Origin of the sequence: Ferrovibrio terrae (genome assembly GCF_943372915.1) — a bacterium.
GTDB lineage: Bacteria > Pseudomonadota > Alphaproteobacteria > Ferrovibrionales > Ferrovibrionaceae > Ferrovibrio > Ferrovibrio terrae_A.
In genome coordinates this window covers 1-12,497 of sequence record NZ_CALSAN010000057.1, presented here as the reverse complement: position 1 = coordinate 12,497, position 12,497 = coordinate 1, and the positions used below count along the sequence as shown (strand labels likewise).

The window sequence follows — 12,497 nt, the reverse complement described above, 5'->3', positions numbered from 1 at the left end:
CATGGCTGCTGGCCGGCTGCTTCGCCTGTTACACCACGCAGTGGTTCTCCATCGTGACCTGGATTCCCACCTACCTGAAGGATAGTGGCCAGAGCAACGAAACCGTGCTGGCGCTTGGCGTTGCCGCCGTGGTGCTGGTCAATGCCGTGGGCACGACTGTCTCTGCCGCTGCCATGCATCGCGGCCTGCCGCGCTGGCTGATCATCGCCACCGTCAGCCTTGGCATGGGCGTGCTGGGCGTCGCTTCCTTTGCACCGGACCTGCCAGTGCTGGCCAAGATCGGCTTTGCCATGGCCGCCAGCGGTTTCGGCGGCATGCTGCCGGCCGCCGTGCTGGCCGGCGTGCCGCTGCAGGCGCGGGAGCCATCGGAAATTGCCACCGTGAACGGCGTGGTGGTGCAACTGCTCAATATCGGTTCCTTCGTCGGGCCGCCCGCACTGGCGGCACTGGTTGCGCATTTCGGCGGCTGGAGCGATGGCCGCTGGCTGCTGCTCGCCGCCGGCCTGGTTGGTCTCGGCCTGGCGCTTGGCCTGCGCGCGACGGAGCGGAGGGCCGCGGCATGAAATTCGACAAGACCAGCGTCAATCGCGGCGATGCCTATCTGCTGCTCACCGTCATAATCTGGGGCAACACCTTCCCCACTGCCAAATATGTGCTCGGCGTGATGCCGCCCACGGTGTTTGCCTCGACGCGCTATCTGCTTGCGGCCTTCACCCTGATGGCTGTACTGGCCTGGCGCGAAGGCCTCAAGCTGCCGCAGCGCCGCGACCTGCTGCCGCTGGCCGGCTTCGGTTTTCTCGGCATCACCATGATGCAGCTGCTGTGGACCAATGCGCTGACGCTCAGCACCGCGTCGAAAGGCGCCATTCTGATCGCCACATCGCCGATCTGGGCGATGATCCTGGGCAGCCTGCGTGGCCAGCGCCTGTCGCGCCTGGCCTGGGGCGGCGTGCTGCTATCATTCGCCGGGGTCTTCCTGGTCATCAACAACAGTCTGACCGCCATAACCGTCGGGGGCGGCCATATCATCGGTGACCTGCTGTTCCTTGCGGTCGCCTTCTGCTGGGCGCTGTTCTCCGTGCTGTCGCCACCCTACCTCACGCGGCTGGGACCATTGTATGTCTCGGGCTGGTCGATGCTGTTTGGTGCGCTGCTGCTGGCGCCCGCCATGCTCTGGGGCTGGAACGGCATGCACTGGGCGGCGATGGAAGCCGGCCACTGGGCCGGCTTCCTGTACACGGCGATTCTCGCCGGCGCGCTGGGCTACCTGTTCTGGTATGAGGGCATCAACCGCCTCGGCATCGCGCGCTCGGTGATCTATTCCTACCTGATCCCGGTCTTTGCCATGATCAGCGCCGTAGCTTTCCTCGGCGAGGACGTCTCGGTGGTGCAGCTGATCGGCGCGGCCATCGTCATCCTCGGCCTGGTCATCACGCGCCAGGCCACGACGAAACCGCCAACCGCCTAGCTCTCTGCAATCAGCAGGAAGCTGCCATCGGGCTGCGGTTCGATCGCCAGCACGAACAGGCCTTCGGCCTTGGCCGCTTCGCTCATCGCGGCGACATCGCCGGTGAAGGCACCAACAAAGATGCCGGCCACTGCCAAGGCGATCTTCACCGCCGAAAAGAAGGCGGCCGGATCGGCTGCGGCGATGCGCGGATCGGCCATCAGGATCAGGTCGTAATGATCCGGACGATCTTCCAGGAAGGGAATTACGGCGCCGCTGTCGCAATCGTCATACAGCCCGGCCTCGAAGGCGCGCCGGCTGCGCAGCGGATCTTCCGCCACCATGTCGAGATGCTGGCTGAGCTGCCGCAAATCGGCTGCATGGCGCGCCAGGCAGCCGCCCAGGTCGATTGCCCAGCCGAGCGCGTAGCCGTTGCCGATCATGCGCTGGGCCGCTGCCAGCACGGCGCCCGAGGCGGGCGCATCCAGACCGGCAAGGATGGCATCCAGCGGCATGGCCGACAGCGCGGCGGCCTGCGATTCCGGCGTCTCCTGTGCGCGCAGGGCAAAGACATAACCGAGCACCGGCCGGTTCTCTTCCTTGCGCAGTTCGATCTCGTCCAGACTGAGTACGACAAAGCCGGCATCGGCTGCGCGCTTGCGCAGATAAGCCTCGCCATGCTGGTAACGGCCGGTCTTGGCGGCGTGATAGCGGGCGCCAGCGCCCTTCTCCACCGTGGCGACGAACAGGCCGCCTTCATGCAGGCTGGCGCGCGCTGCTTCGAAGAGTGGCCGCAGATCGCCGAAATAGGACAGCACGTCGGCCGCCATCACCAGATCATAGCTATCGCCACGGGCCTGCAGGACTTCGACAATCTCGCCGACGATCAGTTCATCATAGAGCCGGCGGGCCTTCGCCTTCTCGACCATGCGTGGCGAGAGATCGATGCCATCCAGCCGTCTCACCAGACCACGCACTTCGGGCCCCAGCAGGCCGGTGCCGCAGCCCAGATCGATGCCACGCAGCGAAGCCGCGGCAGCATCGCCCATGGCGGCACGCAGGGCAGCCGCAACATGCTGCGGCGCGCGATAGTCCAGCCAGCCGACCAACTTGTCGTCAAAACTGTCGGCAAAGGCATCGAACAGCGATGCCACATAGGCGGCATTGGCCTTTTCCGGCGCCTCGCCGGCCAGCACCGCCACCATATGCCGGCTCTCGGCATGGTCGGGTCGCAACGCCAGCAGGCGGCGGTAGGTGATCAGCGCATCGGCGCGGCGATCGAGCCGCACCTGCAGCCGCGCCACCTGATGCAGCAGAGCATCGGAGTCCGGATTTGCGGCCAGCGCGCGCTGCAGCTGGTCCAGCCGGGTGTTCAGCGTTTCGCCGAGCCGCAACTGCGCCAGCGCGCTATGCACCGGATCGATCGCATCGGACGCAGGCGCTGCCGCCGGTGCCACGGCCTTGACGCCGCCAAGGCCCAGAAGCATGTCGCTGATGCCGCCGATGCCGGCCTTGGCGACGAGCGGACCGCCACTGAAATCCGCTTTCGGCAGACCGGCCCGCGACCGGTCGCCGAGTTTCTTCTGGGTGCGGCGCTCTTTCCGATTCATGGGCAGTTCATGGCCGGCGCTTAGCGGCGCTCGAGCGGCTTGTACTTGATGCGATGCGGCTGGTCGGCATCGGCGCCGAGGCGGCGCTTCTTGTCGGCCTCGTAATCCTGGTAGTTGCCTTCGAACCACTCGACATGGCTATCGCCTTCGAAGGCCATGATGTGGGTGGCAAGGCGGTCGAGGAACCAGCGATCATGGCTGATGACGATGGCGCAGCCGGCGAAGTTTTCCAGCGCTTCTTCCAGCGCACGCAGCGTATCGACGTCCAGATCGTTGGTCGGTTCGTCGAGCAGCAGGACATTGGCACCGGTCTTCAGCATCTTGGCCAGATGCAGGCGGTTACGCTCGCCGCCCGACAGCATGCCGACCTTCTTCTGCTGGTCGGCGCCCTTGAAGTTGAACCACGAGCAGTAGGCGCGGCTTGGCACGTCGCGCTTGCCCAGCGTGATCATGTCGTTGCCGTCAGAGACTTCTTCCCACACGGTCTTCTTGTCGTTCAGGCTGTCACGGCTCTGGTCGACATAGCCGAGTTTGACAGACTCGCCGACGCGCAACTCGCCCTTGTCCGGCGGTTCGCCGCCGGTGAGCATGCGGAACAGCGTGGTCTTGCCGGCGCCGTTCGGGCCGATGATGCCGACAATGCCGCCCGGCGGCAGCTTGAACGACAGGTTGTCGATCAGCAGGCGGTCGCCAAAGCCCTTGGACAGGCCCTCGGCCTCGATCACCACATTGCCCAGGCGCGGGCCCGGCGGAATGGTGATGGAAACCTGGTCGCCGGCCTTTTCGTTCTGCTGCTGCAGCATCTCTTCATAGGCCTTGAGGCGGGCCTTGGATTTGGCCTGACGCGCCCGCGGGCTCTGACGCACCCATTCGAGTTCCTGGGCCAGCGACTTGCGGCGCGAATCCTCTTCCTTGCCTTCCTGGGCGAGCCGCTTTTCCTTCTGCTCCAGCCAGGAGGAATAGTTGCCTTCCCACGGAATGCCCGAGCCACGATCGAGTTCGAGAATCCAGCCGGCTACATTGTCGAGGAAGTAGCGATCATGGGTGATCGCCACCACGGTGCCTTCGTATTCGTGCAGGAAGCGTTCGAGCCAGGCCACCGATTCCGCATCCAGATGGTTGGTCGGCTCGTCGAGCAGCAGCATGTCGGGCTTGGACAGCAGCAGGCGGCACAGCGCCACGCGGCGCTTTTCGCCGCCCGACAGCTTGTCCACCGCCGCATCGCCCGGCGGGCAGCGCAATGCGTCCATGGCGATCTCGACACTGCGCTGCAGATCCCAGGCATTGGCGGCGTCGATCTTTTCCTGCAGCTCCGCCTGTTCGGCGATCAGCGCATTCATCTCGTCGTCGTCGGTCACCTCGCCGAACTTCATCGAGACTTCCTCGAAGCGGTCCAGCAGCGCCTTGGTCTCGGCCACGCCTTCCATCACATTGCCCAGCACGTCCTTATCGGGATTGAGCTGCGGCTCCTGCGGCAGATAGCCGACCTTGACGCCATCGGCCGCCCAGGCCTCGCCGGTGAATTCCTTGTCCAGGCCGGCCATGATCTTCAGCAGGGTCGACTTGCCGGCGCCGTTGTTGCCCAGCACGCCGATCTTGGCGCCCGGCAGGAAGCTGAGCCAGATGCCCTTGAGCACCTGCTTGCCACCCGGATAGGTCTTGGCCAGGTCCTTCATCACATAGATGTACTGATACGACGCCATTGTTCGCTCCGGCGTTGAAACGGCTGAAAAGTTGGCCGAGTTGTATAGAAACGGGGCCTCCGGCGCAATCTGGGGGCTGGGCCGGCCTCGACCGCAGCTAGGCCAGCATCAGGGCCCGCACATGGGCCGCGCTCGCGCTGGCCAGCGCCCGCAGGTCGTAGCCGCCTTCCAGAGCTGAGACCACCCGCCCCCCGGCGGTCCGGTCGGCCACCTGCAGCAACCGTTCGGTGATCCAGTAATAATCCTGGTCGGTGAACTGCAACTGGGCCAGCGGATCGCTGGCATGGGCATCGAAGCCGGCCGAGATGATCAGCAGTTCGGGGGCGAAGCCTTCCAGTTTGGGCAGCAGCACCCGCTCGGCCGCAGCGCGCAGCTCGGCCGAGCCGGCATAGGGCCGCAACGGTACGTTGACGATATTGCCCGCCACGCCATGGTCATGCGCCGCACCGGTGCCGGGATAGAGCGGCATCTGGTGGGTCGAGGCATAAAAGAGATCAGGATCATCGGCAAAGGCGGCCTGGGTGCCGTTGCCGTGATGCACATCGAAATCAACCACGGCGACCCGCTTGATGCCCCATCGCGCCCGCGCATGAGCCGCCCCGATCGCCACATTGTTAAACAGGCAGAAGCCCATCGCCTGGTCGGGCTCGGCATGATGGCCGGGCGGCCGCACCGCGCAGAAGGCATTGCGCAGTTCGCCGCCCATCACCGCATCGACGGCGGCGCAGACCGCCCCGGCGGCGCGCAGGGCGGCCTCGCCGGACCCTGAGGACACCACGGTGTCACCGTCGATATAGTTCAGGCCGCGCGGCGGGATGGCCTGCAGAACCCGGTCGACATAGTCGCCGGGATGGATGCGGGCGATCTGCTCCGGGGTGGCTTTGGGGGCCTCTCGCCGGTCGAGATACAGGAAGTCTTCTCCCTCAAGACGCGCGAGGACGGCCTGCAGCCTTTCCGCGCATTCCGGGTGGCCATCTCCCGTATCGTGAGCAAGGCAGGCGCTATGGGTGAACAGTCCGGTTACCATCCGCTTCCCATGACCATTGGCATTCCTCCCGGCCCTTCACAAACCCGTGCCCGGCGCTCCAGCGGCCCGTTAAGCACAAAAAATGCAGGATATTGCGTAATAGGACGTATACAATAGATCATGCAAACGCCGAAATCAGCAGCCCGCTGCAACGGGACAGAATCGGCGGCGCTTTCGGGGGTTACGGGCGGGATCGAGGGTCGGCTCGACACGCTTCACTAGGGTGGTAAAGCAAGATGAAAGTCTGGGGTCAGCTTATCGTGGCCGGCGTGGTCGCTGCCGGTGCGGCCGGTGCATACATCTATCGTGACAGCCTGCCCTTTATCGGTGGCAAGCAAACCCCTGGGGCCAGGCAGACCGCCAGCGTACCCGCCCTGCCGATCGAAGTGGCGCCAGTCAAGCGCATGGAGATCACCCGCACCGTCGAAGCCGTGGGCACCGCCCAGGCCAACGAGGCCGTTGCCATCACCGCCAAGGCGACCGGCATGATCGAGCGGCTCAACTTCCAGGAGGGCCAGGTGGTGAAGGCCGGCGTCGTGCTGGTCGAACTGGAAGCCGCGGAAAGCAACGCCAATATCGGCGCCCTGCGCGCCGCGCGCGATGGTGCCAAGATGGCCTATGACCGCGCCAAGCAGCTGATCGAGAGCAAGGTGGTCGCCCAGGCCCGCCTCGACGAACTGAGCAAGACCTATGAAGCCGCCGAGGCGCGTCTGCGTGCCGAGCAGGCGAAATTCTCTGACAGCGTGATCCGCGCGCCCTTCACCGGCAAGCTTGGCCTGCGCAAGGTCAGCCTCGGCGCGCTGGTGCGGCCGGGCGACGTGATCACCACCCTGGACGACGCCACGGTCATCAAGCTGGAATTCGAGATTCCGGAAACCGTGCTGGGCGGCGTCACCATCGGCAACACCGTAAGCGCCCGCGCCACCTCGATGCCGACCCGCAAATTCGAAGGCATCGTCACCACCATCGACAGCCGTGTCGACCCCACCACCCGTGCGGTGCGCGTGCGCGCCCAGATTCCGAACAGCGACGACGCCCTGAAGCCCGGCATGTTCATGACCGTGGCGCTCAGCGTCGGCAAGGTACCGGATGCCATCATGGTGCCCGAAGAATCCCTGCTGGCCCAGGGCGGCGAGCAGTTCGTCTTTGTCATCAGCGACGGCAAGGCGAGCCGAACCCGCGTCACCATCGGACAGCGCCTGCCGGGCCTGGCCCAGATCACCAACGGCCTGCGCCCCGAAGATGTGGTCGCGATCACCGGCCTGCAGCAGTTGCGTGACGGCTCGCGCGTGCGCCCGACCAATACGGGCACGCCGCCGGTCTCCGGCACGCTGCCGCAGAAATCTTCCAGCTGATTCCGCAAGCACGGGAATAGAGCCATGGTTCTCTCGGACGTTTCGATCAAGCGCCCGGTCTTCGCGACCGTCATGTCACTCGTGCTGATCATCTTCGGCCTGTTCGCACTGCGCGGCATGGCGGTGCGCGAGTACCCCGATATCGATCCGCCGGCGGTGAACGTGTCCACGATTTACCGTGGCGCCTCGGCGGAGATCATCGAAAGCAAGATTACCCAGATCATCGAGGATTCGGTCGCCGGCATCGAAGGCATCCGCAGCATCACTTCTGCCAGCCGCGAGGAATCTAGCTCTATCAGCATCGAATTCAACCTCAGCCGCAATGTCGACGCCGCCGCCAACGACGTGCGCGACAAGGTCGGCCGCATCCTGTCCAAGCTGCCCAGCGAAGCCGATCAGCCGATCATCGCCAAGACTGAAGCCGATGCCCGCCCGATCATTTACATCTCGCTGTTCAGCGACCGGCTCAACCTGCTTGAACTGACCGACTACGCCGATCGCTACCTGGTCGACCAGCTGTCGGTGGTGGATGGCGTTGCCTCGGTCAACATCTATGGCGCCCGCCGTTATTCGATGCGCGTGTATCTCGACCGCATGGCGATGGCGGCCCGGAATGTCACGGTGCAGGATATCGAGGAGGCGATCCGCCGCCAGAATGTTGAGCTGCCCTCGGGCCGCATCGAAAGCAACATGCGCGAATTCACGGTGCGCGCCGAATCCGGCCTGCGCACGGCCGCGCAGTTCCGCAATGTCGTGCTGCGCGAGCAGGACGGCTATCTGCTGCGCCTGTCCGAAGTCGCCAAGGTCGAACTCGGCGCCGAGGATGACCGTACCGAGCAGCGTATCAATGGCGTCACCGCCATCGGCCTTGGCATCATTCGCCAGTCCAAGGCCAACGCCATGGACATCTCGAACGGCGTTACCGCCACTGTCGCGCGTCTGCAGGACAGCCTGCCCACTGGCGTGCGCATGGAAGTGACCTACGACCAGTCAAAGTTCATCAGCCAGTCGATCTATGAAGTGTTCCACGCCCTGACCGTCGCCCTGGTGCTGGTGATCGGCGTGATCTTCCTGTTCCTGCGTTCCTGGCGCGCCACCCTGATTCCCGCCGTCGCCATCCCGGTTTCGGTGATTGGTTCATTCATCGTCATTGGTGCGCTCGGCTACTCTATCAACGTGCTGACCCTGCTGGCCCTGGTGCTGGCAATCGGCCTGGTGGTGGATGACGCCATCGTGGTGCTGGAGAATATCCATCGGCGCATCGAACTGGGTGAGCCGCCATTGCTGGCGTCCTTGCGCGGTGCACGACAGATCGGTTTCGCCGTGATCGCCACCACCGTGGTGCTGATCGCCGTGTTCGTGCCGATTTCGCTGATGGACGGTAACACCGGCCGCCTGTTCCGTGAATTCGGCATGTCGGTCGCCGCTGCCGTGCTGTTCTCAGGTTTCGTCGCACTGACGTTGACGCCGATGATGTGCTCAAAGCTGCTGCACGAAGCCAAAGAAGAGGGCCGGTTCTATCATGTGACCGAGAAGTTCTTCGTTGGCATGAGCAACGGCTATGGCCGCATCCTGCGCCTGTCGCTCGGGGCGCCTGTGGTGGTTCTGTCGCTTGGCGCCTTGGTGTCGGTCGCTGCCGTGCTGATGTTCAAGGCCCTGCCGCGCGAATTTGCGCCGATCGAGGATCGCGGTGTGTTCTTCGTCATCGTCGAAGGCCCTGAAGGCGCCTCTTACGATTACACGCGCAAGGCCGTGATCGCCATCGAACAGGCGCTGGAGCCCTTCATCAAGTCCGGTGCTGTCACCAAGGTGCAATCCAACGTGGCGCCGGCCTGGGGTGGCCGCCCCTCGCCGGTCAATTCGGGCTTCGTTGTGGTGCGCATGGCGGATTGGGCCGATCGCGACATCAAGCAGCAGGAGGTCGCCCGCCAGGCCTTCCAGAAGCTGCTGGCCCTGACATCGGTGCGTGCCATCGTCGTCAACCCGCCAAGTCTCGGCCTGCCCGGTGCGCAGGCACCGGTCCGCTTCATTCTCGGCGGCGCTACCTACGCGCAGCTCGACGAATGGTCGGATCGCGTGATCGCGCGTGCCCTGCAGAACCCCAACCTGCTCGGTGTCAAAAAGAACTACCTGCCGACCCGGCCGGAAATCCAGGTACAGATCGATCGCGATCGCGCCGCCGATCTGGGCGTGCCGATCGAAACCATCGGCCGCACCCTGGAAACCATGCTGGGGTCGCGCGAAGTCACCAACTTCCAGCGCGACGGCAAGCAGTACAAGGTGCTGGTGCAGGCGCCGGTCGAACAGCGCGTGACACCCAACGACCTCAACAACATCTATGTGCGCGGCAGCAACACCGGCAACAAGCTGGTGCCGCTGGCCAGCCTGGTAACCTTGAAGGAAGGCGCCAACGCCCGTGAGCTGAACCGTACCGACCGCCTGCGTTCGGTGATGATCGAGGCCTCGCTGGTGCCGGGCTATACGCTGGGCCAGGCGCTCGACTATCTCGACGCCGCCGCGGCCGAAGTGCTGCCGCCCGAGGTGCGCATCTCCTATGCGGGCCAGAGCCGCGAGTACAAGGACTCCTCGGCAGCGATCTTCGTCACCTTTGCCTTGGCGCTCATCGTGGTCTTCCTGGTGCTGGCGGGACAGTTCGAGAGCTGGATTCACCCGATCATCATCATCCTGTCGGTGCCGCTGGCCGTGACCGGTGCCCTGGCCGGCCTGCTGCTGGCCGGACAGACGCTGAACGTCTACAGCCAGATCGGCATCATCATGCTGGTGGGCCTGATCGCCAAGAACGGCATCCTGATCGTCGAGTTCGCCAACCAGCTGCGCGACGAGGGGCAGTCGATCTACGATGCCGTGGTCAACGCCTCGATTGCCCGCCTGCGGCCCATCCTGATGACCACGATCGCCACCATCTTCGGCGCCGTGCCCTTGGCCATGGCCCATGGCGCCGGTGCCGAGTCGCGCTCGGCGCTCGGCTGGGTGATCGTCGGCGGCATGACCTTTGCCACCGTGCTCAGCCTGTTCGTGGTGCCGGTGCTCTATCTGCTGCTGGCCCGGTTTACCAAGCCGGCCGGCTATATTGCCCGCAAGCTCAGCGAGATGGAAAAGACCCCTGATATGGAGGCCGGCAAGGCCGAGGCGGCCGAGTGACCTCTCCTTAGGGTCAGGTTACCAGTTGATAACCTAGACTTTGATCGCCGGGCGCCCCCCTATATCCGGCAAACAAGAATCGTTCTTATGTATGGGCGCCCCGGCAGACCATGAGCAGTCAAAGCGGCAAACATCCCCCCAGCGATCCGGATCCCGCGTTCGGTGCGGCCGTCGCCAGCGCCCAGGCGGCCGTCGCCGGCTTGGCCGACAAGTATGTCGGCTGGGTGAATGACGATCTCAAACGCCTGGATGCGGCAATTGCAGCCGTAACCGATGGCCACAATGCCGCTGCCCTGCGCGAGGTCTATGGTGTCGCCCATGACATCAAGGGCCAGGGCAGCACCTTCGGCTACCACCTTGTCACCGATATCGGCCAGTTGCTGTGCCGCTATACCGAGCGGGCCATCGAACACCGCAAGGTTGATCGCGCCGTGATCGACGCCCATGTCGAGGCGCTGCGCACCGTGGTCGACAATCGCATCCAGGGCGCCGCTGGCGAACTGGGCCGCGAGATTCTCGATGCGCTCAAGGGCGTGGCCGAAAAAAGCTTCGCCTGAGCCGGACTAGGTTTTGGCCTTGTCGGCGGCGCGGCGGAACGGCCCCGCATAGTCAGCCCGCACCTGCCGACGCCGGTCAGGCCCGAAATAACCACCGCCTCGGACGAATTTCCGCGGTCGCTCCACCATCTCGCGCAACCGGCTTTCGACCGCCTTCGGCGTCAGCGGCAGCATCAGCACTTCATGCACACCGGCATCCAGCGCCTGCCGCACGCGCTCCCGCGTGACCGTGGTCGTGACAATGATCGCCGGCAGAAACGGGGCCGGCGATTCAGCATCGCGACGCAACCGTTCGATCAGCTTCAGGCCATCATCGCCCGGCAATTCCCATCGGCAGATCAGGGCATCCACCTTTGCGCCGGTCACGGCCCCGCCTTGCGGTACGCCTTTCAACAAGGTCCAGGCCTGGTCCGCACCCGGCAGCACATTGGGCGCCTTCATGCGCAGCGTCGACAACAGCCTCCGCCAGGTGGATGCCACGCCGGTGTCGGGCTCGACGATCAGCAGGTCCAGTCGGTTCAGGTCATAGGGCATGGCAAGCGGCTTTATATCTGCATCCGCCGGTGGACGATGGCGGAAGTTTGACCCACTGTATAACCGATCAACAGCGGCCGCGACAGTTGGGTCGCGCCAAGACGAGATGGATCATGCCGACCGAGATGATTGTGAATAATCCGATTACCAGTGATGCGATTCATTTTTACGATCCCGCCCAGGGGCACGGGCTGGCGCATGATCCGTTCAAGGCCATCGTCGGGCCACGCCCGATCGGCTGGATCTCGTCGCGCGATGCCAAGGGCCGAGTCAATCTGGCGCCCTACAGCTACTTCAATGCGTTCCACGACAAGCCACCGATCGTTGCCTTCGGCAGCACCGGCTGGAAAGACAGCATCCGCAACATCCAGGAAACCGGCGAGTTCGTCGCCAATCTGGCCACGCGGCCGCTGGCCGAAGCGATGAACCGAACCTCGGCGAGTGTTGACGCTGAGGTGGATGAATTCGTCCTCGCCGGCGTCACGCCGGCAGCCTGCCGCAATGTGGCTGTTCCCCGCGTGGCCGAAAGCCCGACCGCACTGGAATGCAAACTGCTGCAGGTGATCCAGCAGCATGATCTGGAGGGCCGCCCGCTGGACGCGTGGATGGCGCTGGGCCAGGTCGTCGGCGTTCATATCAACAAGGCCTATATCAAAGATGGTCTGTTCGACGCAGGTGCTGCGCGCCCGATTATGCGATCGGGCTATCTGGCCGATTACTTCGAGGCCACGCCGGAAACCATGTTCCGCATGATCAGGCCCAAATAACGGCATGATCTGGGTCAATGCGGGTGTCGGTTTTGCACCGCAATAGTGCCTGCGACCCCTCGCCGCGCCCGGCCCCGGCGAGGGAGGTCTAGCCAGCCGGGCCGCCGGCGCCTAATATCCGGGCACCAGCAAGGAAGTCCAGTAAAGCCCCATGGATTACGAAGCCCTCTTCGGCCAGGCGGTCGAGAAACTGCATGTCGAGAAACGCTACCGGGTGTTCACTGAACTCGCCCGGACCTGCGGCAGTTTTCCCGTGGCCGATAACCACAGCGGCATCGGCCCGGCCAAGATCACCATGTGGTGCTCCAACGACTATCTCGCCATGGGCCAGAATC

At 64.4% G+C, this 12,497-nt stretch carries 10 protein-coding genes and 1 pseudogene; 7 read left to right on the top strand and 4 right to left on the bottom strand.

Translation table 11 applies throughout. The annotated features are described in order from the left end of the window. Positions 1-563 (top strand): hypothetical protein (locus AAG821_RS21780; RefSeq protein WP_341916453.1); only part of this gene is annotated, 563 nt, incomplete at its 5' end. Further along, positions 560-1,468 (top strand): DMT family transporter, encoded by a 909-nt coding sequence (locus AAG821_RS21775; RefSeq protein ID WP_341914801.1) that lies wholly within the window; start codon positions 560-562, stop codon positions 1,466-1,468. The genes AAG821_RS21780 and AAG821_RS21775, both read left to right, overlap by 4 nt. On the opposite strand, the gene AAG821_RS21770 is transcribed toward AAG821_RS21775, so the two are convergent. The 3 genes from AAG821_RS21770 to AAG821_RS21760 all read right to left on the bottom strand — a co-directional run bounded on the left by AAG821_RS21770 (position 1,465) and on the right by AAG821_RS21760 (position 5,787). Then, positions 1,465-3,057 carry a methyltransferase gene (locus tag AAG821_RS21770; protein WP_341914799.1) on the bottom strand — a complete coding sequence of 531 codons (1,593 nt, stop codon included), beginning with the start codon at positions 3,055-3,057 and terminating at the stop codon, positions 1,465-1,467. The two genes, AAG821_RS21775 and AAG821_RS21770, sit on opposite strands and share 4 nt — an antisense overlap. A 20-nt stretch (positions 3,058-3,077) precedes the next feature. Next, a complete protein-coding gene (gene ettA / locus AAG821_RS21765) occupies positions 3,078-4,760 on the bottom strand; it encodes an energy-dependent translational throttle protein EttA (protein ID WP_341914797.1) in 1,683 nt (560 codons plus the stop codon). Positions 4,761-4,857: 97 nt separating this feature from the next. Then, positions 4,858-5,787 carry a histone deacetylase family protein gene (locus AAG821_RS21760; RefSeq protein ID WP_341914796.1) on the bottom strand — a complete coding sequence of 310 codons (930 nt, stop codon included), beginning with the start codon at positions 5,785-5,787 and terminating at the stop codon, positions 4,858-4,860. Between the two features lie 236 nt (positions 5,788-6,023). Between AAG821_RS21760 and AAG821_RS21755 the strand changes: the two genes are divergently transcribed. From AAG821_RS21755 to AAG821_RS21745, 3 genes are all read left to right on the top strand, one after another. Beyond that, positions 6,024-7,142: an efflux RND transporter periplasmic adaptor subunit gene (locus tag AAG821_RS21755; protein WP_341914793.1), complete on the top strand. Its 1,119-nt coding sequence runs from the start codon at positions 6,024-6,026 to the stop codon at positions 7,140-7,142. A gap of 24 nt (positions 7,143-7,166) precedes the next feature. Next, complete coding sequence (locus AAG821_RS21750) at positions 7,167-10,304, top strand: efflux RND transporter permease subunit (RefSeq protein ID WP_341914791.1); 3,138 nt, start codon at positions 7,167-7,169, stop codon at positions 10,302-10,304. Positions 10,305-10,414: 110 nt separating this feature from the next. Next, the gene (locus tag AAG821_RS21745; protein WP_341914789.1) at positions 10,415-10,861 is read left to right on the top strand and encodes a hypothetical protein; all 447 of its coding nucleotides are present in this window, start codon (positions 10,415-10,417) and stop codon (positions 10,859-10,861) included. Between the two features lie 6 nt (positions 10,862-10,867). Here the strand turns inward: AAG821_RS21745 and AAG821_RS21740 are convergent, their stop codons facing one another. Next, positions 10,868-11,395 (bottom strand): response regulator, encoded by a 528-nt coding sequence (locus AAG821_RS21740; protein WP_341914788.1) that lies wholly within the window; start codon positions 11,393-11,395, stop codon positions 10,868-10,870. Between the two features lie 113 nt (positions 11,396-11,508). On the opposite strand from AAG821_RS21740, the gene AAG821_RS21735 reads away from it, so the two are divergent. Further along, complete coding sequence (locus AAG821_RS21735) at positions 11,509-12,162, top strand: flavin reductase family protein (protein ID WP_341914786.1); 654 nt, start codon at positions 11,509-11,511, stop codon at positions 12,160-12,162. A 151-nt stretch (positions 12,163-12,313) separates the two neighbouring features. Beyond that, positions 12,314-12,497, top strand: a pseudogene (locus AAG821_RS21730) (5-aminolevulinate synthase); the annotation flags it as partial.